The sequence below is a fragment of the Brevundimonas sp. NIBR11 genome (assembly GCF_027912535.1).
Lineage (GTDB): Bacteria > Pseudomonadota > Alphaproteobacteria > Caulobacterales > Caulobacteraceae > Brevundimonas.
Map to the genome: position 1 here is coordinate 1,373,984 of NZ_CP115465.1, position 22,580 is coordinate 1,396,563.

The following is a 22,580-nucleotide window of genomic DNA, read 5'->3' on the forward strand; positions in this document are numbered from 1 at the left end:
AGGCGTCATGCGTTCCACCGGAGCCGACATCCTGGTCGTCGACGACGAGGCCGACATCCGCGACCTGGTCTCGGGCCTGCTCGAGGACGAGGGTCACGCCGTGCGCGTCGCCTCCTCGTCGGAGGAGGCCCTGGCCGGTATCCGGGCCAGAAAACCCAGCCTCATCGTCCTGGATATCTGGATGCAGGGCGGCGGCATGGACGGTCTGGAACTGCTCGACCTCATCAAGACCCTGGACGCCGATCTGCCGGTCGTCATGATCTCGGGCCACGGCAATATCGAGACGGCCGTGAGCGCCCTGAAGCGCGGCGCCTACGACTTCATCGAAAAGCCGTTCAAGTCCGACCGCCTCGTGGTCGTCATCGAACGCGCGCTCGAAGCCGCCCAGTTGAAGCGCGAGAACCGCCGCCTGCGCGCCGTGGCCATGACCCCGACCGGCCTGATCGGCCGCTCGGCCGCCGCCCAGGTCCTGCGCACCACCATCGTCAAGGTCGCCCCGGCCAACAGCCGCGTCCTGATCTCGGGCCCTCCGGGTTCGGGCAAGGAACTGGTCGCGCGCCAGATCCACGAGGCCAGCCCCCGCGCCAAGGGCGAGTTCGTCGCCATCTCCGCCGCCGGCATGACGCCCGAGCGCCTCGACCTCGAGCTGTTCGGCGAAGAGGGTCACGACGGTCGTCCGCGCAAGATCGGCGTCTTCGAACGCGCCCACAACGGCACCCTCTATCTCGACGACGTCGGCGACATGCCGCGCGAGAGCCAGAGCCGCATTCTGCGCGTCCTCGTCGAACAGCGCTTCCGTCGCGTCGGCGGCGAACAGGACGTCCAGGTCGATGTCCGCGTCGTCACCTCCACCTCCCGCGACCTGAAGACCGAGATCGCCGAGGGCCGCTTCCGCGAGGACCTGTTTCATCGTCTCAACGTCGTGCCGATCCGCGTCCCGCCGTTGTCGGAACGCCGCGAGGACATCGGCGAACTGGTCGAATATTTCATCGAGACCCTCAGCGTGTCGCAAGGGTTGCCGCGCCGCAAGCTGGGCGACGACGCCATCGCCGTGCTCCAGGTTCACCCCTGGCCCGGCAACGTCCGCCAACTGCGCAACAACGTCGAACGCCTGCTGATCCTGGCGACGGGCGACCTCAACGACCCGATCTCGGCCGACATGCTGCCTCAAGAGGTCGCTTCGAACACGGGAGGAGGGATGGGCGCCGAACGGACCATCGCCCTGCCGCTGCGCGAGGCCCGCGAGGTGTTCGAGCGCGAGTATCTGGCGGCCCAGATCATGCGGTTCGGCGGAAACATCTCGCGGACCGCCGCCTTCATCGGCATGGAGAGATCGGCGCTTCACCGCAAGCTCAAATCGCTGGGCGTGTCGCCCTCGCGCGGCGGTGACGAAGACGAAGGGAGTATCGACTGATGTCGCGCGTCGCCTATGTGAACGGGGTCTATCAGCGGCACTCGGAGGCGACGATCCACGTCGAGGATCGCGGCTTCCAGTTTGCCGACGGCGTCTATGAGGTCTGGTCTGTCTTCAACGGCAAGATGGCCGATTTCGACGGCCACATGACCAGACTTCACCGCAGCCTCAATGAGTTGCGCATTGACATTCCCATGACACGCGAGGCCCTCACCCGAGTACTGAAGGAAACCATCCGCCGGAACCGCGTGCGCGACGGCATCGTCTATCTTCAGGTTACGCGCGGCACGGCCCGCCGCGACCACCCATTCCCCGCGCCCGGCACTCCGCCCAGCGTTATCGTCACCTCCAAGTCTGTCAGCGCGAGGAAGTCCGACGCCACGGCCGCCAACGGCGTCGCTGTCGTCACCCACCCCGACATCCGCTGGGGCCGTTGCGACATCAAGACCGTGGGCCTTCTGCCCAACGTGCTGGCCAAACAGGCCGCTCGCGACAAGGGCGCCTATGAGGCCTGGATGGTCGACGAAATGGGTCTTGTCACCGAGGGCTCCTCGACCAACGCCTGGATCGTCGACAAGCACGGCAAGCTGCGGACCCGCGACACCCAGGCCAATATCCTGAAGGGCATCACCCGCACCGCCATCATGACCATGATCGAGGAGGAGGGGATCGAACTCGACGAACGCCCCTTCAGCGTCGACGAGGCCAAGGAGGCGAAGGAGGCCTTCTTCACGGCCGCCGGCGCCTTCGTCATGCCCGCCGTCTCGATCGACGGTGTGAAGATCGGCGATGGCAAGCCCGGCCCGATCGCTACCCGCCTGCGCGCCCGCTATCTGGAAGACGCCAAGCGGGACTCGGTCTGACGCCCCGCCACGGTTGTTCGTTCACGAAATCCATCAGACGATGAAATCGCCACACCGGCGGTTGCGACGCGCTTGCGCCCGCGTCTAAGGTGGTCAGGCCGGGCGTTCGATCCGGACCCGCGCTCTCCCCGACGTGGCGAAACAACCAAGAACAGGACCAACCTGCCATGTCGCAAGACAAGCGTCAGAACCTTCAGGACACCTTCCTCAACTCCGTCCGCAAGACCAAGACCCCGCTGACCATCTTCCTGGTGAACGGCGTCAAGCTGCAGGGCATCGTGACCTGGTTCGATAACTTCTGTGTGCTGCTCCGTCGCGACGGCCAGTCCCAGCTCGTCTACAAGCACGCCATCTCGACGATCATGCCGTCGGCCCCGGTACAACTGTACGAGCCGGACGCCGACGAGGACTGAAGCCGGACCTTCGGGCGGCTTGAATTTTGGACGAAAAGCCCCATCTCGGCGAGGCTGTCGGGCGGTTGTCGCCGGACCGCGACTGTCGCTGAGTCCGACTTAACGGACTATCCCGACTCCCTTCTTTCGAGTCGGATAGGATGGTTATTCGTTCGAGCAATCCTCGACCCTTGGGGACGCTCGCCTCAACCTGCTTCTGAAGAGACCCTTTGAACTCAAAGCTCATCGACCATTCCGTGCCGCTCATCCGTGCGGTCGTCATCCATCCCGACCTTGGCGACCGCACCGCGCGACCCCCTGAGGAGCGTCTGGAGGAGGCCGCCGGCCTCGCCCGCGCGCTGGACCTCGACGTCCGCGCCGAAGAAGTCGTGCGTCTGCGAAAAACCGCGCCTGCTGCGCTGTTCGGCGCCGGCAAGGTCGAAGAACTGGCCACCCTGATCCGCGCCGCCGAGGCTGAGGCCGCTGTCGTCGATTACGACCTGACGCCCGTCCAGCAGCGCAATCTGGAGAAGGAGTGGGAGTGCAAGGTCATCGACCGCACCGGCCTCATCCTCGAAATCTTCGGCAGGCGCGCCCGCACCAAGGAAGGTCGCCTTCAGGTCGAACTGGCCCGTCTTGACTACGAACGCTCGCGCCTCGTCCGCACCTGGACCCACCTGGAGCGCCAGAGGGGCGGCACCGGCTCGACCGGCGGGCCCGGCGAGACCCAGATCGAGCTCGACCGCCGCCTGATCGCCGACCGCATCGTCCGCCTGAAGTCCGAGCTGGAGGAGGTCCGCCGCACGCGCGGCCTGCACCGCAAACAGCGCAAGAAGGCCCCGTTCCCGGCCGTCGCCCTGGTCGGCTACACCAACGCCGGCAAGTCGACCCTGTTCAACCGGCTCACGGGCTCCGAAGTCCTGGCCAAGGACCTGCTGTTCGCCACCCTGGACACCACCCAGCGCACCATCCGCCTGCCGCAGGGACGCCCGGCCATCATCGCCGACACCGTGGGCTTCATCTCCGACCTGCCGCACGAACTGGTCGAGAGCTTCCGCGCGACGCTCGAAGAGGTGGGCGAGGCCGACCTGATCCTGCACGTCCGCGACATCGCCTCCGCCGATTCAGCGGCCCAGGCGAAGGATGTCGAGGCGGTGCTGAAACAGATCGAGCAGCCCGAGGGCAAGCCCCGCCGCATCCTCGAGGTCTGGAACAAGACCGACCTCCTCGATCCCGAGGCCCGCGAAGAGGTCGAGGGTCAGGCCGCCCGCTCGGGCAACGCCTTCGTCGCCGTCTCCGCCTGGACCGGGGAGGGGATCGAACGCCTGCGTCAGGCCATCACCGACCTGATCGACGATGACCCGGAGACCGAACTGGTCCTCGAGCCCTCCCAGGGCGACGCCCTGGCCTGGCTTTATGAGCACGGTCGCGTGACCGCCCGCGACACCGACGCTGACGGCCGCACCCACCTGACCGTCCGCCTGGACCCCCAGGCGATGGGCCGCTTCGAACGCCAGTTCGGCGCCCCCTAGATGGAGCTGATCGAGACCACCCTGTTCCTGCTTCTGGCCGTGGTGGTCTCGGGTCCTCTGGCGCGGATGACGCGCATCGCCCTGCCTCTGGTCCAGATCGCGCTCGGCGCCGCCATCGTGCTGACGACCGGCCACACGGTCGATCTGGAACCGGACATATTTTTCCTCCTGTTCCTGCCTCCGCTCTTGTTCCTAGACGGCTGGCGCATCCCCAAGGAGGACCTGTTCCGCGACCGGGCGGTGATCCTCGAGCTGGCGCTGGGCCTCGTGGTCTTCACCATCGTGGGCCTGGGCCTGCTGATCTACTGGATGATCCCGGAGATGCCGCTGGCGATGGCCTTCGCGCTCGCCGCCATCCTGTCGCCGACCGACCCGATCGCGGTCCAGGCCATCGCCGCCCGCACCCCGATCCCCAAGCGGCTGATGCACATTCTGGAGGGCGAAAGCCTGTTGAACGACGCCACCGGCCTGACCGGCATGCGACTGGCCATCGCCGCGGCCTCGACCGGCGTCTTCGTCCTGACCGAGGCGGTTGGGACCTTCGCCTGGCTGGCCTTCGTCGGCGTCGCCACCGGCGTCGTGGTCACCTGGGTGATAGGCTGGACCAAGGGCTGGGTCAGCCGCCGCTGGGGCGAGGACGTCGGCGCCGAGATCCTGATCAGCCTCATCATCCCCTTCGCCGCCTATCTGGCCGCCGAAGAGCTGCACGCCTCGGGCATCCTCGCCGCCGTCGCCGCCGGGGTCACCATGGGCTTTACCGAACGCGACGGCGCCAAGGGCCAGTCCCTGGCCACCACCCGCGTCCGTCGCGCCGCCGTTTGGGACGCGGTGCAGTTCGCCGCCAACGGCCTCATCTTCGTCATCCTGGGCGAACAGATGCCCTCCATCCTCGACCGCGCCAGCGAGGTCGTCGCCGGCACCTCGCGGCCCGAGGTGTGGTGGCTGGCCGTCTATGTCCTGGCCATCGTCGCGACCCTGGCCGTGCTGCGCTTCGCCTGGGTGTGGGCCTCGCTGCGCCTGACCCTGTTCCGGAAGCGCGCGAAGGGCCCGACGCCTCGGGTGGGTCTGCGCCTCACCGCCGTCATGTCCCTGGCCGGGGTGCGCGGCGCCATCACCCTGGCCGGCATCCTGACGGTCCCGTTCGTGCTCGCCGATGGAACCCCCATGCCCGCCCGCAACCTCGCCATCTTCCTGGCCGCCGGGGTCATCATCGTCTCCCTGGTCCTGGCCACGGTCGCCCTGCCGCGCCTTCTGAAAGACGTCGAGCTCCCGCCCGAGCCCTCGCACCAGCGCGAGGAGGATCGCGGCCGGGTCGCCGCCGCGACGGCCGCTCTGCGCGCCATCGACGACGCCGCCCACGCGATGGGGGAGGGCACGCCCAATCCCGACCTCTATTCCGAAATCTCCAGCCGCCTGATGGAGTTCTACCGCTACCGCATCGAGAGCCGCACCCGGACCGAGGACGACGACGCCGAAGCCGCCCGCCTCGCCGACGAGGTCGAGCGCGCGCTTCGCCTGACGGGCCTGAACGCCGAGCGGGACGAATTGCGCCGGCTGGTCCGCGCCCGCGAGATCGACTCGGAGACGGCGAAGAAGCTGATCCGCGAGGTCGATCTGCAGGAGCTCCGCTACGTCTGATCCATGGCGTCGAACCCCGACAGTCCGCGCTCCGGGAGTCGGCCATTGGACGCTCAGGCGGTCAAAACCGCTGACAGCGCTGGAAAATCGTCCGCCGGCGGCGCCTTTGCCCGCGCCATGCATTGTGGGGCCATGACCCCGTCAGTCGCTTTCGTCGGAGCTGGGCCGACAACCCTCTACGCGCTTCACGCCCTCCTCTCGCGCGGCCGGATCGGTGCGCGGATCACGATCTTCGAGGCCCGCGACACGGCCGGCTCCGGCAGCCCCTACAGTCCCGACTGGAACGATCGCGCCATGCTGTCGAACATCGCCAGCATCGAGATTCCCCCGGTCGCCGACACCCTGGCCAGCTGGTTGAGCGCGCGATCGGACGACGAGCTTGCGGCCCTGGACATCGATCGCGCCGACATCGACGAGCGGGCCTTCGTCTCCCGCATCGCCCTCGGCCGCTATTTTGAAGACCAGTTCGCGTCCCTGGTCCGACAGGCTCGCGCCGCCGGCGTCACGATCGATATCAAGACCGGCTGTCGGGTCGTCGACGCCGCCAACCGGCCCGATGGGATCGAGCTGACCTATGCCTTCCCGCCGTCGCGGCGCACCACTGCGGCGCGCTTCGACCATGTCGTCCTGGCCACGGGCCATCAGTGGCCATCGCGCCAGCAGGTCCGCCCCGGCTATTTCCTCAGCCCCTGGCCCGCCTCGTCCCTCGCGGCGCTCCCGGCGACGGAGATCGGCATCCGGGGCTCGTCCCTGACGGCCATCGACACGGCGGTCGCCCTGGCGCAATCCCACGGCGCCTTCGTTCGCCGCGACGACCGGCTGAGCTACGAGCCCGCAGCGCAGACCGAAGGCTTCCGCATCACCATGATGTCGCGCAAGGGTCTGCTGCCGGAGGCCGACTTCTACTTCCCTCTACCGCACGCCCCGCTGGCCCTGTGCACGCCCGAGGCGATCGCCGCCCTTGTGGACCGGGGCCCCGCCGGCCTGCTCGACGCCGTCTTCGACCTGTTCCGACGGGAGCTGATCGCCCTCGACCCGGCCTACGCCGCCGAGACGGGCCTCGCCGACGCCTCGCTGGAGACGTTCGCCGAAGCCTATTTCGCCCGACGCGCCGCCGCCGACCCCTTCGTCTGGGCCGCCGCCAACCTGGAGGAGGCGAAGGCGAACCACGCCGCCGAAATCACCGTGGCCTGGCGCGACGCCATCCTGCGCATGCACGAGGTCGTGGCCGTCATCGTCCCGCACCTCGACGCCGAACAGTTCGACCGCTTCGGCCGCGCCTTCAAACCGGTCTTCGTCGACATCTATGCCGGCGTACCCCACGAATCGATCGAGCGCATGCTGGCCTTGCACGCCGCCGGCAAGCTGGAGGTCTTGGCGCTGGGCGACGACCACGCGATCGACACCCATCGCCCCGAGGGAGGCGCGACGGTCACCCTGGGGCGGTCCACCCGCCATTTCCCCATCTTCATCGAGGCGACGGGCCAGCGCGCGCTCAGCGCCATCCAGTTCCCCTTCCTGTCGCTGCTGGAACAGGGGATCGTCCGCGATCAGGTGGCCAACGACGCCCCGGACGTCGTGCGCGGCATCGCCGTCGACGCCCTGTTCCGCCCCGTCGACGCGCCCCTGCCCATGGACCGGCTCTTCTGTCTCAGCCTGCCCTTCCTCATGGGCCGCCACCCGTTCGCGCAAGGGATCACCAGTTCGCACGAGATGGGCGGGATCGTCGGCCGCCGTCTGGCGTTTGTGCTCGATACCGCAAAGCCTGTTTCCGATCGGGGGACGGCGGCGGCCTGACGCGAGGCTGAATGAGACTGTTTGCGATCTACATCGGCGGCGAGCACCCCGGCGCCAATATCGAGGTCCACGACATGCGCTTCGTCGTCGCCCCCACGATCGAGGCGACCTATCCGACCCTGCTGTCCCAATGGTGGGGCAAGGCCGGCAGCCTCCATGTCGATTGCTGGTCCGAGATCGCCCACGCCGACGGCTACGAGATCAGCCTGCGTCCCGAACGGTTCGAGGGTCCCGAGCGGCTCTACTACGTCAACCTCGGCGGCTATGACGGCGTCAACTTCGCCGAACAGCACCGCAACGTCTTCGTCGTCGCCGATGACCTCAAGGCCGCCAAGGCCCGCGCCATCCAGCGCGCCACCGACTGGACCGACGCCCACCGCGACGAGATGTACGAGGCGGAACAGGCTTTCGCGCTCGATGACGCCGCCCAGGCCCAGCGCCTGCACATTCACCTGACGCCCAGCCTGATGTGCGGCGACCCGGCCTTCACCTGCCACTATACGCCGATACGGTGAGATTAGACGGCTCGAGACCGTATGCTTTCGCCGTAAGGCAGGCTTGACGGCGCCCACCCAGTAGCGCGGATTCGAACGTCCGCTATCGGCTTGAGCAGGTCTGTCCGCTTCCGACCCATTGCAGACGTTCAAGGCTTCATCCGACGCCGTTGCAACTCGCTGAAAGAACCCTGCGGGTTTCATAGTCGATCGACATCGTCACTACAGAGCAGCCACCGTCGAAAATGACGGGAAACGGCTCGTCGATGTGAATGTCGTGGTGTCCACGGCGTAACTCTTCCTCGGTGGGTTGTGCGGCTGGCCCCAAGTCCTCCAACCCGTTCCGGGTGTATCGGGACGTCCGCCAGTCAGACGGATGTAGTTCAATCGGAGGCCCGAAGATCGCCTCTACAACCGGCCTGCCATCGATCTCGACTAGCCGATAGTAGCGGGCGTATTCACGGACTGGCTTAGGGACGCCGCCTCCCATGCGCCTTCTCGTGGGCAGAACATCCGTCAGGTCAAGCGAGGCCTCAAACCGCTCGGCCCAATCGCGGCTCAGCGTCAGCGTCCCAACAACGCCCTCGTTGCCCGAAGCGCACGCCGTCAGCGCACACAGGATAACTGCCATCGTCAGCGTTTTCATCCGCTGAACAAACGCGCACCTCGGCCCTTGCGCAAGTGCGCTACGTAGAAGGTCCGCTTCCCACCCCAAGCGGACGTCACGAAGAGCTGGGCGGCCAGTCGAACCAACCCTCGGGACCGATATCATCTTCGACCCACTCTGGCAGTCCGAACGCCTCCGACAACAAGAGAGAACGAAGCTGACCGGGAGGGCCCACTGACCATGAGAAGTGCCAGCCGCCCCAACGGCGGTTCCCTTGTGTCAGGTCGTAAGCCGTTGTTGGACCATCAGGCCGCGCATCCCCACGCCCGTTCGAGAGGCGGACTTCGCTGTCAAGAAATCGGGGAGCGAGCCATAGGCAAGGATCTGCCAGTAGGGCCGTCAGTCTGCGGTTGCCGCGTGGCGAAAGTCGAACCGCTCGCCAATCGGTCCATTGTTGCTCCTGCCACCCCGGAGCCGTCCCTGAGCGTGCATGGATTTCCCATCCATCGGCTGATTGCCTGCCCACGACCTCTCTCACCGTCGGATCGGTCGTAAGGCCGCCCGGAAAAGCAGTGAAGCGGACGGACGCGGTTGGAGCGCGGGTCGCCCATGGGATGCTGTGCGTCTCGTTCGCCCACTCCGACCGGATGTCTTCCCACCGTCCGTCGTCCGGATCGTTGTTCAGATGCGTCGGAAGGCTGGCGAGATCTATGTTCCTCCAGGCCGGGCATTGAGAGGCGGACCGAATATCCGGGCCGCGATGACAGGCGGATAGCAAGGCCAGGCTGACCGCCACCAACGCCGATGCCTTCACCATTGACGAGCCTCCACAAGCGAAAGGCTATTGTCCTCTTATCCATAGAGCAATGTCCGCTTCCCACCCTCATCAGACATTCAGATTGTCTGCTACGCGCTTGAACGACCGCTTCTGACGCATCGTCATGCCACCGTCCGGGCATGACCTCGGACACGCAGCTCGAACCGCTCTCGCTCGTCGGTCTCGACGGAAACTATCTGGATCATGCCCGGCGGGAGTATCTCTCCGGAGTGAAGGCGACGACCGTCTGTCAGCGGTACGGCATGTCGCTCAGTTCCTTCCGGGCGCACGCGCGGGCCGGGGGCTGGCGGCGGATGGACCAGCCCCAGTGCGAGGCGCCGCCCGAGTTCGGCGAATACCATCCTGACGACAACGTCAGCTTCGCCGACCTGGCCGACCAGGCGTTCCTCAACATCCGCCGGGCGCTGGGGGCGGGCAGGGCCTCGGAGGCCTCGACCTGGATGCGCGTCTACGACAGCCTCGCCGACCGCGCCCGCTCCGAGGTCATGGCCGCCCTGCCCGAGATCGCGACGCCTGTGCTAGAGTCCAATCGGGAGCCGCTGAGACTGACGGCGACGGAAGATACGAACATCAACGATTCGAATACGTTGATCGAGACTTCAGACATCGTGTCGGAGAAGTTGGACTCCCTGGACTCGGCGCCCTCAGAGTCCAAATCCTAGGGCTCGTACCGCACCAGCGGCGTATCCCCCCGCAGATACAGGGGGTGTTTCGGGCTCCCGTCGCCATTGGTCCCGAAGCACCACAGCTCAACCCCGTCCGCCCGCATCGCCTCGATCAGGGCCCGCCCCGCCGGGACCAGGGCCTTGTTGAGCTTGCCGTGGCACAGGACGACCCGACCGGCCCACGCCGCCGCCCTGCGGATCGCGGGCAGGTTCTCGGGCGACGACGCCTCCACCCCCGGCGCCAGCAGCATCTTCGGGTCTGTGGCCCGGTAGTCGCCGACGTTGGCCTTGACCATGGCGTCGAACCCCTCCCTCTGGGCGAAGGTCCACTCCCGCGCGCAGGTCGGGTCGTTGACGCTGGCGTCCGCCGTCGACGGGTTCATGCCCACGAACAGAATGTACCGCTCGGGAAACTCAGGCCCCAGCCAGCGCCGCATCAGCTGCCGATATCGCCCGTCCTCGCTGAAGGTCGCATCCCCGTTGACGCCAGGCATCAGCGACAGCCGCACCTTGCCGCCGGGGTCGTGCTTGTCCGCCGTCACGCCCGCTCCGACGCCTTCGCCGCGTCCCACAGCCCGTCCATCTCGGCCAGGTCAGACTGGTCCGGCGTCCGCCCGTCCTTCGCCAGCTCCGCCTCGATGAAGCCGAACCGCCGCACGAATTTGGCGTTGGCCCCGCGCAGGGCGTCCTCCGGCTCCACCCCCAGCTTCCGCGCCAGGTTGGCCACCACGAACAGCAGGTCGCCCATCTCCTCGCGCGCCTTGTCCAGGTCGCCGGCGGCGATCTCGGCCCGCAGCTCGGCGACCTCCTCGTCCAGCTTGGCGAAGACCTCGTCGGTCGAGGGCCAGTCGAACCCGACCCGCGCCGCCCGCTTCGTCAGCTTCGCCGCCCGGTGCAGGGCGGGCAGGCCCACCGGCACGTCGTCCAGCACCCCGTGCTGGGCCTTGGACGCCCGCTCCGCCGCCTTGATGTCCTCCCACCGCAGCTTCTGGGCCGGGCCGTCGGGCTGGGCGGCCTCGTCGGCGAAGACGTGAGGGTGACGCCGGACGAGCTTGTCGCACATGGCCTCGGCCACGTCGTCGTAGGCGAACAGCCCCTGTTCCTCGGCCATGCGGGCGTGGAAGACCACCTGGAACAGCAGGTCTCCCAGCTCGGTCTTCAGCTCGCCCATGTCGCCCCGCTCGATGGCGTCGGCGACCTCATAGGCCTCCTCGATCGTATAGGGGGCGATGGTCTGGAAGGTCTGTTCCACGTCCCAAGGGCAGCCCCCTTTCGGGTCGCGCAGCCGGACCATGATCTCTTTCAGCCGCTCGGTGGGGCTCATGCCTCCCGCGCCTCCAGTTGACGCCGGATCTCGTCGTGCCGCGCCGGGGTCAGGGGATAGTTTCTCAGCAGCAAGGCCGCGCTGGCCAGCAACAGGCCGGGAAGGGCGATGAACAGGACCTGGAGAATCAGCAGCGCGCTGTCGGTGTTCCCCCCGGGCGGCGGCACGGCCTGGAAGCCGACCCACTGCAGGATCAGGTAGGGGATCAGGGCCACGACGTGCCCGACCTTGGTTGTCGCCGAAAGGATGGAGAACATCAGCCCCGTCCGATCCACGCCCGTCTCCAGCCGCACCTCGTCCCCCACGTCCGCCATCATGGCCCTGAGCAGGAACAGCCCCGCCGCATAGGGCAGGCCCGCAATGAACATGGCCACGGCCGTTACCGCGAAGTTCCCGCCCGGAACCAGCGTCGCCCCGGTGTAGAAGGCCGCGAACACCAGACTGGCCACGGACAGCGCCCTGTCCTTGCCGATCTTCGTCGCCAGCCAGGCCCAGAACGGCGCCCCGATCAGCCCGGCCACAAAGTAGAGCAGCATGAACAGGCTCGCCTCGGTGTGATCGTACCCCTTGATCTGGCCGAAGAAGAAGAACAGCAGCGATCCCGTAATACCCGGCGCGACGCCCAGAACGACATCGGCCAGCAGCAGCTTCCGGACCGCCTTCCGCTTGAACAGCTCCAGATAGGCGCCGAGGCCGCCGTGGGGCTGGGCGCCCGCATTCACCGGCTCCGGCACCGCCAGGAAGGCCAGACCAATGGTCACCGGCAGGGCGATCAGGATGGCCCAGCCCATGATCCGGACCCCGTCGGCGTAGTCGCCGATCCCTATCTGAATCACCACCGTCGGCAGGATCAGGATCAGGATCACCCCGATGATGTTGAAGACCTGCCACCAGCCATAGACCCGGCTCCGCTGGTCATACTGAGGCGCGAGCACCGCCGCCCAGCCCAGCTGCCCCAGCGTCCCGATCGAGAAGCCGAGATAGAGCACCAGCAGCCAGGCGAACAGATAGACCGGCCCGGCGCCCGGCTGGACCACCACGAACATCATGAAGGCCGCCAACATCAGGATCGGCGTCGACAAGGCCATCCAGGGCCGGTAGCGGCCGAACTTCGTCTTCGTCCGGTCCATGGCCCAGCCGATGAAGGGATCGAAGGTGATGTCGATCAGCCGCACCGCCATGAAGACCGTGGCGACGACGCCCAGCTCCAGCCCCACATGGGTGGCGTAGAACTCTGGCAGGGTGACCGGCAGGGCGACGCCGAACGCGGCCAGCGGCAGGCAGACGGCGGAGAACGCGGCGAGGACCGCGTTGCTGCGGCGTGGCGCTTCGGGTGCGTCGGACATAGCAGGATCCAGCGGCGGCGCCTCGACTCGGCGACGGCGCACCATGCCCGTTTTTGGCGCGTCGGGAGAGGGGCCTTGCTTGCGCCGCCACCGTCAGGCTTCCTCCTCGCATGCGGATGGGGATCCTGGGAACACTGGTTGCGGCGGCTCTGGTCTGGAGCCTGCCTGGCATCGCGGCGGCGCAGGGCCGATGCGAGACCCAACGAGCCATCTGGGCCGATCAGGCGGTGGCCAACGCCATCTCCCTCTATTCGCTGGAATGGACGCCGTTCGGCGCGCCAGAAGTGGGCTGGGGCGCCTATCTGCCCTTGCTGCAGAAGGAGCTCGGGACGGATTGCGAGCCGGGGACGTCGGACTTCGCTGCGGCGCTGGCGGGCTTTCAGGCGCGGTTTGGGCTGCCGGAGACGGGGGCGTTCGATCAGGCGACCTTCGAGGTGCTGAAGGGCGTGCTGCAGGAACGGAGACCGTTCGTGATGGCTCGGGTCCGAGATGAATGCCCCGATCCGCCGCCGCTTAGGGAGCTCGGCTATCTGGAGGCGCCTGAGGAGCATGCGGACCGGCTGACGCGGCTGCTGCGCCGTGACGTGCTTGAGGCCTATCGCCGGATGGTGGCCGCCGCCCGCTACGAGGTTCCAGAGGTGCGGAACGATCCGGAGTTGCTGCAGATCTTCTCGGGCTTCCGAGACCCGGAGGCGGATGCGGCCCGGTGTGCGGCGGAGCGGAACTGCGACGGGCTCAGGCGGGCGGTGTGTTCGCCTCACCGAACGGGTACGGCGGTGGATCTGTATGTGGGGCAGCTGCTGGGGATGGGGGTCGACAGCACCAATCCGGCCAGCCGCCAGCATATGAGCCAAGGGGCGACCTATCGCTGGCTTGTCAGGAACGCCGGGCGGTTCGGGTTCGTGCCCTATATCTACGAGCCCTGGCATTGGGAGTGGGTCGGGCCGTGAGGGCTTTGACCGAGGGCGAGCGGCGGCTGGCTAGGAGCGAGTTCGGCGAGGCGCTGGACCTCGATAGGATCCGCCTGGCCCGTACGCCTTGGCCGTTCGATCGGGCGTTCGTGCCCGGGCGCTGGTTCCGGTTGGACTGGATCCTGTGGCCGGGGAGGGGGCTTCCGGCCGACTTCGCTGTGGCTCCGGTGAGGCTGCAGTCGGTCTTCATCCATGAGCTGGTTCATGTCTGGCAGGCGCAACAGGGGGTGAATCTGCTGGCGGGGAAGCTCCGGGCGGGGGACGGGCCCTCGGCCTATGGGTATCCGAAGGCGCCGTGCGGGTGGGATCAGCTGAATATCGAACAGCAGGCGATGGCGGTGGAGCATCGGTTCAAGGCCGGGCGGGGGCTGAGGGTCCCGGAGGAGGCGGCCCTGTACGGCGGCCTTTGCCCAATCGGATCGAAATCCGTCTAGGGGACTTGAACCGGGCGAGGGGATCGCTAAATCTGTCACTGCAATAGTTGCAGAAAGAATAGGAACGACCGATGACCAAGGTGCTGGTTCTCTATCATTCGACCTATGGCCACATCGAGCAGATGGCGGAAGCCGTCGCTGAAGGGGCTGCGTCCGTCGACGGCGTGTCGGTCGACATCCGCCGCGTGCAGGAGACGGTGCCGGAAGAACTGGCGATCCAGTCCCACTACAAGCTGGACCAGAAGGCGCCCATCGCCGACGTCAACGAACTGGAAAACTACGACGCCATCATCGTCGGGGCCGGGACCCGGTTCGGCACGGCGGCGGGCCAGATGCGGAACTTCTGGGACCAGACCGGCGGCGTGTGGTTCCAGGGCAAGCTGGTCGGTAAGGTAGGCGGGGCCTTCACCTCGTCGGCGACCCAGCACGGCGGCAATGAGACGACCCTGATCGGGCTGATTCAGACCCTGCTGCACCACGGGATGGTGGTCGCCGGCCTGCCCTATGCCTTCCAGGGCCAGATGACGCTCGAGGAGATCTCGGGCGGCTCGCCCTATGGCGCGACGACCATCACGGGCGGCGACGGCTCGCGTCAGCCGAGCGCCAACGAACTGGCCGGCGCCCGTCACCAGGGCGAATACATCGCCGGACTGGCCAAGAAGCTGAAGGCCTGATCGTCATGCGTCAGCCCGCCGTCTTCTTCGGCCACGGATCGCCGATGAACGCTCTGGGCGGTCCCTATGCGGAGGGCTGGCGCGCGGTCGGCGAGGCCATCGGCAAACCGAAAGGCGTCGTGATGGTCTCGGCCCATTGGGAGACGCGCGGGCTGGGCGTGACGGCGCAGCCGCACCCCGAGACCATCCACGACTTCGGAAACTTCGGCCCGGAGCTGCATGCGATGCAGTATCCGGCGCCAGGGTCGCCCGAGCTGGCGCGGCGCGTGGCCAAGCTGGTCGCGGCCCAGCCGGTCGAGATGTGGGGACTGGATCACGGGACCTGGTCGGTGCTGGTTCATGTCTGGCCCGACGCCGATGTGCCGGTCGTGCAGCTGTCGCTTAATCGCGAGCTGACGGCACGTCAGCACTATGAGCTGGCGAAGCGGCTGAGGCCCCTGCGCGACGAAAGCTATGTCATCGCTGGCAGCGGCGACTTCGTCCACAACCTGCGGACCTGGAAGCGGGACGGCGGCGACGCCTATCCGTGGGCGACCAGTTTCAACGAGGCGGTGAAGTCGGCGTTCGAGCGCGGCGATCACGACGCCCTGATCGACTGGGTCGATCTGGCCGAGGACGCCCAACTGAGCGTGCCGACGGACGAGCACTATCTGCCGCTGCTCTATGTGGCGGCGCAGGCGGAAGAAGGCGAGCCGGTCGCCTTCTTCAACGACGTGATCGAGGGTGGTTCGATCTCGATGACGGGCGTGCGGATCGGCTGATCCATTATCCGTGCATTCCAGCGAAGGCTGGGATCCCGATCACGAATTCAGGCGGCCGGGATAGCACGCCGGTCTCTTGGCCCTGACGACGGAGTCTTCCATCTGGACCCCAGCATTGGCTGCTCCGCGCCGCCCTTCGGGTCGCTGGGGTGCACGGAGAGGAGGAGAGGAGATGCCGGCGTTTGGTCCGTTTCGTCATGACGAAATTCAGGGTGACGAAACGTGACGAAACGGACGAACCGTTTCCTCAGAACGCGATAAATCAAAGACTTATCAGACAATCCTGAAAACAGCGTTCAGGCCGATTGGACGAAACAATCCCTTGCGGATGCGGTTTTCAAAGACCCAGCTTGGCAGATGGTCGCCACCCTTCTGTTTCGCAAGAGCCAGGCAGGAAAATAATCTCACGATCCGTCGCGAGCATGCGGTCCAGCCGCTATTGTCCGCTGACGTCCTTGCCGCAGTTGCTGCAGGTCTTGCCGGGGAAGGACGTGTAGCCGGTCATTTCCCGCGTCCCGATGGTCATCTTCTGACGTACGATCTGGTGCCCACAGTGGACACAACGAAACCAGAATCCGCCCGCCCCGACGGCGATGATGCTGACGAGCATGAGCGGATACCAAAACCCGCCCAACACGAATGGGCCGATCAGGCCCATGGCTACAAGCCAGATGCACCCGAGCGCCAGAAAGACGTAGTAGTTTTCCCGCACAGATCAGGCCGCCTCGGCCATCTCCACCAGTTGCTGGATCGCGACATAGTCGGTCTTGCCGGTGCCCAGGACAGGCAGCATGGGCACCTTCACGATCTTCTTCGGGACCGCCAGTTCGGGGGCGCCGTGTTCGCGCGCCCATTCGGCGATGCGGGCGACGTCGGCGTCCTTGCGCTCGGTGACCAGAACCAGCTTCTCGCCCTTCCGGCTATCGGCGATGGAGATGACCGCGTGGCGGTTGTCGGGCCAGACGGCCTGGACCAGGCCCTCGACGGCGCTGAGGGACACCATCTCGCCGCCGATCTTGGCGAACCGCTTCACCCGGCCGAGGATGGCGATGTAACCCTCCGGGTCGATGTCGACGATGTCGCCGGTGTCGTGCCAGCCGCCGTCCAGCGGATCGATCTTGGTCGGGTCTTCCGGCGACATATAGCCGGCCATGACGTTGGGGCCGCGCAGGAACAGGCGTTTGCCCTCGGTGATGCCCTCGACCGCCTCCAGGCGCGCCTCCATGCCGGGCAGAATCTGGCCGACGGTGCCGGGCCGGTTGCGGTCGGGGTGGTTCACCGCGACCACCGGGGCGGCCTCGGTCGCGCCATAGCCTTCGAGCAGCTTCACGCCGCCGAACTTGGTATTGAACAGGTGGTGGGTCTCGTCGCGGACCTTTTCGGCGCCGCCGACCACGAATTGGAGCGTGCGGAAGTCGTCAGGCGAGGCCACGCGCGCCCACTGGTTCAGGAAGGTGTCGGTGGCGAACAGGATCGACGCCTTCACCTCGGCCAGCAGGGAGACGATCTGTTTGCCGTGCAGGGGCGAGGGATACTGGAAGGCCTTCATGCCCTGCAGCAAGGGCAGGATGACGCCGCCGGTCAGGCCGAAGCAGTGGAAGGTCGGCAGGGGGTTGAACATCACCCAGTCGGGGTCGAGGTCGATGTGGGTCGCGACCTGTCGCGCATTGGCCACGAGGTTCCTTTGGCTCAGCAGCACGCCCTTGGGCGCGCCGAAGCTGCCGGAGGTGAAGAGGACCACGCCCGGGTCCGACGGCGCGGTCTTTGTCCGGAAGCGACTGGGCATCAGGCCGGCCATCAGGCCGAACAGCTTGTCCTGAAGCCCGATCGTGGCGCGGACGTCGTCCAGCCAGACGACCTCGGCAGACTGGCCCAGGGCCTCGATCAGGTCTTCGAGTTTCGCCTGTTCCACGAAGCGTCTGGCGCAGAGAATCTTCTTCAGGCCCGAGGCCTGGATCGCCGCCTTCAGGTTCCGCTCGCCGGAGGTGAAGTTCAGCATGACCGGAACGCGGTTGAAGGCGTGCAGGCCGAAGAAGGTGACGACTACGCCCATGGAGGAGGGCAGTAGGATGCCGACCCGCTCCTTCGGCTCGGTCATCGCGGCGATCTTGCGGCCCAGGACGAAGGCGGCGCGGATCAGGCCGGTGTAGGTGAGGGGCTTGCGGTCCTGGTCCTCCAGGATCTCCTTGTCGCCGTACCGGGCGCGCGCCGCGATCAGGGCGTCGAACAGGGACTCTTCGCCTGCCGATGGGTCGAGGCCGGGCCTAAGCAATACGCGTCTCCTCCGGAGGGCTTCGCGTCGCCCCCTCGCTGTCAGGGAGCGCAACCTAGTTAAGCGCCGGAGCGATGAAAAGATGCGTTACGGGGCGTGAGGCCTTGGGGGGGGCGAATGGTGTCGAGCGACAGGGTCGCTTGGTCGCCAAGCCGAACTATCAGCGACTTCCGCTTCCGACCCATTGCGGACCTTGGAGCGTTACCCCTCGACGATGGGGATCGGCTTCCGCTTGCTGTAGAGCCATAGCCCAAGGACCGCTAACCCGCCGAACATGACGGCCTGAATGGCGAGGATGACCGGCACCATTATCAGCGGCAGGATAGAGACGAGAATGGCGCCGTTTCCTCCTACTGGCTCACCATTTAGGGTGGGCGGAACCCCTGCGGCCAGCGAGATCACGGTGACGAGAGCGAATAGCGGCAGAAAGATCACCCCAGCCCCAAGGAAATAGCCCGTCGCTACCAGTTTGAACGCTCGGCCCGGCTTTAGCTGCCCGCCCGTTGTTCTCAGTTCCACGGTTTCCCCCTATCGATCCACGATGAAAAGTTAGCCTAGGGTAAATCCGCTTTCCACCCGTTGCGGAAGTCGACTGGTGGTTCATCATCATCGCATGACAACCAAGCTCCTTCTCGCTCTGTCGCTCGTGTCCGGTCTGAGCGGCTGCGTCACGGGCACGGCTCTGGAACGCTGCCAAGCAGCTGCTGCAAAACATGGCTACAGGCTCGGCCCGTCCGATCGAAGCGAGATCGTGATCGACGCCGAGGCATTGACCGAGGTTTGGTTGCAGACAGCGCGGCGAGAGGCTGCACAATGCACTGTCCGGGAAAACCGCCTCGTTTTCCTGCAGGTCGGCGACCGCGTGCTTGTCCGCCGATAAGGAACGCCCGTTAGCCACCATTGGCGGTCCTTCGGCAGGTCTTCTCCCCGGCTCGGCATCGATGTCCACTCCCGACCCGTTGCACACATTCGCGGTCTGATTCATCCGCTTATCCATTCGCCGACGCTCGCGCCTGCAGTCCCAGAAGGTCCAGAGCGGCTCAACGTCAGCGTGGCGACCTTCTCCGACTGAATGCCGGTTTCCCGGATAACTACGGAGATGAGAGGGCAGCGCGGCGTCCCTTCCGAGGACCGGGGTTTCCAGGCGTTTTCGAGAAAAGATCTAGCCCGACAACCGCGTCCACCTCTCGCTCAACAGACGACGGTGTCTCGCAAGCTTCACTTTTTGAAGCCATCCGACGGTGCCTAATCCCGAGATTGCGATCAGCGCGACGATCTGCAAAACAAGGATTTCTATAGGGGGATCAACATGAAAGCCGTTATCGTCGCCGCCGCCATGGCGGGTCGCTCAAATCTGCACGCCCTGCGCGCTCAGTCAGTGCACTGCATATTATGACCGGCGTCGCAGCTGTTTGGGGTCTAGCACTGCCGGCAGCCGCGCAAACGCTGCCGACAGCAAACACAACTACGCCGACCAGCATCGGCACAACCTCGGCGGTTCTCGGGGGGAGCGTCCCCAGCGACGGCGGTGCAACCGTTACAGCGAGGGGCGTGGTTTATTCTGCGTCCACCTCGACACCGATCATCGGGGGAAGCGGCGTCACAAATGCGCCGAACGGGTCCGGCACAGGCAGCTTTTCCGCCACGGCCGGCGGGCTGACGGCTAATACGCAATACACCGTCCGGGCCTACGCCACCAACAGTGTGGGGACCAGCTATGGGGCTGGGCTCACCTTCCGGACAACGCCCCCTCCGCTGAACACCAGCACCGCTCAAACGAACGTCGCATGCAACGGCGGATCGAATGGCGTGGCCGCCATATCCGCCTCAGGCGGAACCACTCCGTACAGCTATCTGTGGTCCACTGGCGCGACGACCAGCATAATCACCGGCAGGATGGCCGGCACTTACTCGGTCACTGTGACGGACTCGACGCCAGGCACCGCACTAACCGCAACTCGAAGCATCACAATAGTCCAGCCCAGCGCGCTGGTGGCTAACGCGTCGAGCACCGATACAACGGGCGCATCCACCAACGACGGAACCGCAACTGTAACTGCGTCCGGCGGCGCCGGAGGCTATTCCTACAGCTGGAATTCGGGTCAGAGCACACGATCAATCTCTGGCCTTGCACCAGGTTCGTACACAGTGACCGTGACCGACGCCAACTCATGCGAGCGTGACGCCACCACGACCGTGTCAGCGTCTGCCCCCGCGGACATTACGCCGCCGACGGTGAGTTCGACCACGCCCAGTTCGTCAGGCCCCTCAGCCAACACGACAGAGACCTTTACGGTCTTGTTCAGCGAGACTGTCTCCGGTGTCGATATCTCAGATTTCGTGCTGACCAGCACGGGCACCGCTGGCGGAACAATCGCATCAGTCACCGGATCCGGCTCAACCTATAGCGTCGTCGTCAACAGCATCACGGGCGACGGCACTCTAAGGCTCGACCTCAAATCGAGCGGCACAGGCATTCAGGACAGTGCATCTAACCCGATTGCGGGCGGATACACGAGCGGCTCGTCGCGGACTGTTGGCCAGCCCGCCCCGCCAGTCACCCCAGCCCCTGTTCCGACGCTGTCCGAGTGGGCAATGATCCTCCTTGGAATGGTTCTGGCCGGCGGAGCGGCACTCTACATCCAGCGTCGGCGCTTCACGGCGTGACGATCCACGCCTGACTTGAACGGCTCCGCTGGCGACGGCGGGGCCGTTTCCATGTCTGCTTCCCACCCCTGACTGACGTTGACGACGTCCGATTTCGGCGCCGAGATCGGCTTCGGCTTCCGACCCATTGCGGGCATTGAAAAAGGATTAGGCGCCCCTCGGCTTTCGGCTCATTCGCCCGATCAATATGCCTCCGACGAGCGCACAGCACGCAATCAATCCGCCAAAGATCAGAGGCCTTCGATCTGAAGGAGGCGTGTCCATCCCCAGCATCGTAAGTTCTCCCGGGGTGAGTTGCCTGATAACGCGGCTCTTTAGGGCATCGTCTTCGATTTCGTTCGGGCCGAGCATTCCTCGGACCACGAGCCGACCATTCGCATTACGGGCGTAGAACAATCCGACCTTGTGGAAGTCTGGAAATACTGCGCGGTCGCATTGCACTTCGAGACCATCGAGGTCGTAGATGATAACCCCTATACCGGCGTTGCCCTTGAATGAGGTCCGAGGCAGAACCCTTACTTCAAGACCTCGGGCACTCTCGACAAGTCCCACAACCCTCCCCACGAAAATCGTATCGGCCTCCTCCCAATAGCGGTTTTGATTGGTTTGCCGAAGGCGTTCGTAGGCGTGCGCTTCGCTCTCTCCGGCGTTTCGTGGAACGGCATAGCTGCACGCTTCTGCCGTGCTTGACGCAAGCCAGCACAAGAACAGAAGTCCGAAGATTGGGAGCGCGCGAAGCATTTGGTCATCCTCCGTCACACGCGACGCTATGGTCAACGTCCGCATTCCACCCTCAGCAGAAGTCGAAATAGTCCGTTTTCGGCGCTGTCACGTTGCCTATCCGCAACCCGTCACACCCCGTGACTTGCCTTCCGGGGACGGAACGACGACATACCGGCTTCAAGTCCCTGGAGCCCGGCCCGCCTCGATGGTCACCCTCATCGACACCCTGACGCGGAAACCGTCCGAACTGCGTCACCCCGAGAAGCAGAACCGGCCGGAATCCGTCGTGCTGAAGAAGCCCGAGTGGCTGAGGGTCAAGGCGCCGGGGTCGGGCCAGTACAACGCCACCAAGGACATCGTCCGCTCCAAGGGACTGGTCACCGTCTGCGAGGAGGCGGCCTGTCCGAATATCGGCGAGTGCTGGAGCCAGAAGCACGCCACCCTGATGATCATGGGCGACACCTGCACGCGGGCCTGCGCCTTCTGCAACGTCAAGACGGGTTTGCCCCAGCCGCTGGATCCGGAAGAGCCGGGCAAGGTCGGTCTGGCCGTGTCGCAGTTGGGCCTGAACCACGTCGTGATCACCTCGGTGGACCGGGACGACGTGTCGGACGGCGGAGCGGCCCACTTCGCCGAGGTCGTGCGCGAGATCCGCCTGCAGGCGCCGCAGACCACTATCGAGATCCTGACGCCCGACTTCCTGAGGAAGGATGGCGCGGCCGAGGTGATGATCGATGCGGCCCCGGACGTGTTCAACCACAACCTGGAGACCGTGCCGCGGCTCTATCTGAAGATCCGGCCCGGCGCGCGGTACTTCCACTCCCTGCGCCTGCTGCAGATGGTCAAGGAGCGCGACCCCAACCAGTTCACCAAGTCCGGCATCATGGTCGGTCTGGGCGAGACCAAGGAGGAGGTCATGCAGGTCATGGACGACATGCGCTCCGCCGGCGTCGACTTCATCACCATCGGCCAGTACCTGCAGCCGACGCGGAAACACGCGGCCATCGACCGGTTCGTGACGCCCGAAGAGTTCAAGGCCTATGAGGCGATCGCCCGGGCCAAGGGTTTCCTGATGGTGTCGTCATCGCCGCTGACGCGGTCGTCCCACCATGCGGGCGACGACTTCGCCCGGCTGAAGGCCGCGCGCTTGGCGCACACGGGACGCTGA

Annotated in this window: 23 protein-coding genes; 15 read left to right on the forward strand and 8 right to left on the reverse strand. The window is 65.9% G+C overall.

The window, feature by feature from the left end; translation table 11 throughout:
* The first annotated feature begins 7 nt into the window (after window positions 1-7).
* From O5O43_RS06800 to O5O43_RS06830, 7 genes are all read left to right on the forward strand, one after another.
* Window positions 8-1,414, forward strand: a complete 1,407-nt coding sequence (locus O5O43_RS06800; protein WP_271086144.1) for a sigma-54 dependent transcriptional regulator — start codon at window positions 8-10, stop codon at window positions 1,412-1,414.
* Window positions 1,414-2,277, forward strand: coding sequence for a D-amino-acid transaminase (locus tag O5O43_RS06805; protein ID WP_271086145.1), 864 nt, complete (start codon window positions 1,414-1,416; stop codon window positions 2,275-2,277). The genes O5O43_RS06800 and O5O43_RS06805 overlap by 1 nt, the downstream gene beginning before the upstream one ends.
* Window positions 2,278-2,444: 167 nt before the next feature.
* Window positions 2,445-2,690, forward strand: a complete 246-nt coding sequence (gene hfq / locus O5O43_RS06810; protein WP_131249128.1) for an RNA chaperone Hfq — start codon at window positions 2,445-2,447, stop codon at window positions 2,688-2,690.
* A gap of 209 nt (window positions 2,691-2,899) precedes the next feature.
* Entirely contained in the window at window positions 2,900-4,201 is a 1,302-nt protein-coding gene (gene hflX, locus O5O43_RS06815) for a GTPase HflX (protein ID WP_271086146.1), read from the forward strand.
* Window positions 4,202-5,839, forward strand: coding sequence for a Na+/H+ antiporter (locus O5O43_RS06820; RefSeq protein ID WP_271086147.1), 1,638 nt, complete (start codon window positions 4,202-4,204; stop codon window positions 5,837-5,839).
* Between the two features lie 132 nt (window positions 5,840-5,971).
* Complete coding sequence (locus O5O43_RS06825) at window positions 5,972-7,636, forward strand: FAD/NAD(P)-binding protein (protein ID WP_271086148.1); 1,665 nt, start codon at window positions 5,972-5,974, stop codon at window positions 7,634-7,636.
* 11 nt (window positions 7,637-7,647) lie between these two features.
* Window positions 7,648-8,151, forward strand: a complete 504-nt coding sequence (locus O5O43_RS06830; RefSeq protein WP_271086149.1) for a DUF1543 domain-containing protein — start codon at window positions 7,648-7,650, stop codon at window positions 8,149-8,151.
* Between the two features lie 136 nt (window positions 8,152-8,287).
* Here the strand turns inward: O5O43_RS06830 and O5O43_RS06835 are convergent, their stop codons facing one another.
* A complete protein-coding gene (locus O5O43_RS06835; RefSeq protein ID WP_271086150.1) occupies window positions 8,288-8,776 on the reverse strand; it encodes a hypothetical protein in 489 nt (162 codons plus the stop codon).
* A gap of 918 nt (window positions 8,777-9,694) precedes the next feature.
* On the opposite strand from O5O43_RS06835, the gene O5O43_RS06840 reads away from it, so the two are divergent.
* Window positions 9,695-10,237 carry a hypothetical protein gene (locus O5O43_RS06840; RefSeq protein WP_271086151.1) on the forward strand — a complete coding sequence of 181 codons (543 nt, stop codon included), beginning with the start codon at window positions 9,695-9,697 and terminating at the stop codon, window positions 10,235-10,237.
* Here O5O43_RS06840 and O5O43_RS06845 read toward each other — a convergent pair.
* The 3 genes from O5O43_RS06845 to O5O43_RS06855 are packed head-to-tail and all read right to left on the reverse strand — an operon-like array spanning window position 10,234 to window position 12,910.
* Window positions 10,234-10,782: a DUF1643 domain-containing protein gene (locus O5O43_RS06845; RefSeq protein WP_271086152.1), complete on the reverse strand. Its 549-nt coding sequence runs from the start codon at window positions 10,780-10,782 to the stop codon at window positions 10,234-10,236. The two genes, O5O43_RS06840 and O5O43_RS06845, sit on opposite strands and share 4 nt — an antisense overlap.
* Window positions 10,779-11,564 (reverse strand): nucleoside triphosphate pyrophosphohydrolase, encoded by a 786-nt coding sequence (gene mazG / locus O5O43_RS06850; RefSeq protein WP_271086153.1) that lies wholly within the window; start codon window positions 11,562-11,564, stop codon window positions 10,779-10,781. The genes O5O43_RS06845 and mazG overlap by 4 nt, the downstream gene beginning before the upstream one ends.
* Window positions 11,561-12,910 (reverse strand): MFS transporter, encoded by a 1,350-nt coding sequence (locus O5O43_RS06855; RefSeq protein WP_271086154.1) that lies wholly within the window; start codon window positions 12,908-12,910, stop codon window positions 11,561-11,563. The genes mazG and O5O43_RS06855 overlap by 4 nt, the downstream gene beginning before the upstream one ends.
* Before the next feature lie 110 nt (window positions 12,911-13,020).
* Here O5O43_RS06855 and O5O43_RS06860 point away from each other — a divergent pair, with 110 nt between their 5' ends.
* The 4 genes from O5O43_RS06860 (at window position 13,021) to ygiD (ending at window position 15,750) form a co-directional block, all read left to right on the forward strand.
* Window positions 13,021-13,860, forward strand: coding sequence for a M15 family metallopeptidase (locus O5O43_RS06860; RefSeq protein ID WP_271086155.1), 840 nt, complete (start codon window positions 13,021-13,023; stop codon window positions 13,858-13,860).
* Window positions 13,857-14,315 (forward strand): hypothetical protein, encoded by a 459-nt coding sequence (locus O5O43_RS06865; protein WP_271086156.1) that lies wholly within the window; start codon window positions 13,857-13,859, stop codon window positions 14,313-14,315. The genes O5O43_RS06860 and O5O43_RS06865 overlap by 4 nt, the downstream gene beginning before the upstream one ends.
* A gap of 71 nt (window positions 14,316-14,386) precedes the next feature.
* Entirely contained in the window at window positions 14,387-14,989 is a 603-nt protein-coding gene (gene wrbA, locus O5O43_RS06870) for an NAD(P)H:quinone oxidoreductase (protein WP_271086157.1), read from the forward strand.
* 5 nt (window positions 14,990-14,994) lie between these two features.
* The gene (ygiD, locus tag O5O43_RS06875; RefSeq protein WP_271086158.1) at window positions 14,995-15,750 is read left to right on the forward strand and encodes a 4,5-DOPA dioxygenase extradiol; all 756 of its coding nucleotides are present in this window, start codon (window positions 14,995-14,997) and stop codon (window positions 15,748-15,750) included.
* Between the two features lie 436 nt (window positions 15,751-16,186).
* On the opposite strand, the gene O5O43_RS06880 is transcribed toward ygiD, so the two are convergent.
* The 3 genes from O5O43_RS06880 to O5O43_RS06890 form a co-directional block, all read right to left on the reverse strand.
* Complete coding sequence (locus O5O43_RS06880; protein WP_271086159.1) at window positions 16,187-16,408, reverse strand: hypothetical protein; 222 nt, start codon at window positions 16,406-16,408, stop codon at window positions 16,187-16,189.
* A 57-nt stretch (window positions 16,409-16,465) separates the two neighbouring features.
* A complete protein-coding gene (locus O5O43_RS06885) occupies window positions 16,466-18,022 on the reverse strand; it encodes an AMP-binding protein (RefSeq protein ID WP_271086160.1) in 1,557 nt (518 codons plus the stop codon).
* A gap of 201 nt (window positions 18,023-18,223) precedes the next feature.
* Window positions 18,224-18,541 carry a hypothetical protein gene (locus tag O5O43_RS06890; RefSeq protein ID WP_271086161.1) on the reverse strand — a complete coding sequence of 106 codons (318 nt, stop codon included), beginning with the start codon at window positions 18,539-18,541 and terminating at the stop codon, window positions 18,224-18,226.
* 94 nt (window positions 18,542-18,635) lie between these two features.
* Here O5O43_RS06890 and O5O43_RS06895 point away from each other — a divergent pair, with 94 nt between their 5' ends.
* Entirely contained in the window at window positions 18,636-18,902 is a 267-nt protein-coding gene (locus tag O5O43_RS06895) for a hypothetical protein (RefSeq protein ID WP_271086162.1), read from the forward strand.
* 1,274 nt (window positions 18,903-20,176) lie between these two features.
* Complete coding sequence (locus O5O43_RS06900; RefSeq protein WP_271086163.1) at window positions 20,177-20,689, forward strand: IPTL-CTERM sorting domain-containing protein; 513 nt, start codon at window positions 20,177-20,179, stop codon at window positions 20,687-20,689.
* Between the two features lie 147 nt (window positions 20,690-20,836).
* Here the strand turns inward: O5O43_RS06900 and O5O43_RS06905 are convergent, their stop codons facing one another.
* A complete protein-coding gene (locus O5O43_RS06905) occupies window positions 20,837-21,430 on the reverse strand; it encodes a hypothetical protein (protein ID WP_271086164.1) in 594 nt (197 codons plus the stop codon).
* A 187-nt stretch (window positions 21,431-21,617) separates the two neighbouring features.
* On the opposite strand from O5O43_RS06905, the gene lipA reads away from it, so the two are divergent.
* A complete protein-coding gene (gene lipA, locus O5O43_RS06910; protein ID WP_271086165.1) occupies window positions 21,618-22,580 on the forward strand; it encodes a lipoyl synthase in 963 nt (320 codons plus the stop codon).

Coding starts and splice junctions, on each gene's coding strand:
- O5O43_RS06800 (WP_271086144.1), top strand. CDS start 8: ATGCGTTCCACCGGAGCCGACATCCTGGTCGTCGACGACGAGGCCGAC.
- O5O43_RS06825 (WP_271086148.1), top strand. CDS start 5,972: ATGACCCCGTCAGTCGCTTTCGTCGGAGCTGGGCCGACAACCCTCTAC.
- O5O43_RS06835 (WP_271086150.1), bottom strand. CDS start 8,776: ATGAAAACGCTGACGATGGCAGTTATCCTGTGTGCGCTGACGGCGTGC.
- hfq (WP_131249128.1), top strand. CDS start 2,445: ATGTCGCAAGACAAGCGTCAGAACCTTCAGGACACCTTCCTCAACTCC.
- O5O43_RS06820 (WP_271086147.1), top strand. CDS start 4,202: ATGGAGCTGATCGAGACCACCCTGTTCCTGCTTCTGGCCGTGGTGGTC.
- ygiD (WP_271086158.1), top strand. CDS start 14,995: ATGCGTCAGCCCGCCGTCTTCTTCGGCCACGGATCGCCGATGAACGCT.
- mazG (WP_271086153.1), bottom strand. CDS start 11,564: ATGAGCCCCACCGAGCGGCTGAAAGAGATCATGGTCCGGCTGCGCGAC.
- O5O43_RS06805 (WP_271086145.1), top strand. CDS start 1,414: ATGTCGCGCGTCGCCTATGTGAACGGGGTCTATCAGCGGCACTCGGAG.
- O5O43_RS06855 (WP_271086154.1), bottom strand. CDS start 12,910: ATGTCCGACGCACCCGAAGCGCCACGCCGCAGCAACGCGGTCCTCGCC.
- O5O43_RS06895 (WP_271086162.1), top strand. CDS start 18,636: ATGACAACCAAGCTCCTTCTCGCTCTGTCGCTCGTGTCCGGTCTGAGC.
- O5O43_RS06880 (WP_271086159.1), bottom strand. CDS start 16,408: ATGGGCCTGATCGGCCCATTCGTGTTGGGCGGGTTTTGGTATCCGCTC.
- O5O43_RS06840 (WP_271086151.1), top strand. CDS start 9,695: ATGACCTCGGACACGCAGCTCGAACCGCTCTCGCTCGTCGGTCTCGAC.
- O5O43_RS06860 (WP_271086155.1), top strand. CDS start 13,021: ATGCGGATGGGGATCCTGGGAACACTGGTTGCGGCGGCTCTGGTCTGG.
- wrbA (WP_271086157.1), top strand. CDS start 14,387: ATGACCAAGGTGCTGGTTCTCTATCATTCGACCTATGGCCACATCGAG.
- O5O43_RS06905 (WP_271086164.1), bottom strand. CDS start 21,430: ATGCTTCGCGCGCTCCCAATCTTCGGACTTCTGTTCTTGTGCTGGCTT.
- lipA (WP_271086165.1), top strand. CDS start 21,618: ATGGTCACCCTCATCGACACCCTGACGCGGAAACCGTCCGAACTGCGT.
- O5O43_RS06830 (WP_271086149.1), top strand. CDS start 7,648: ATGAGACTGTTTGCGATCTACATCGGCGGCGAGCACCCCGGCGCCAAT.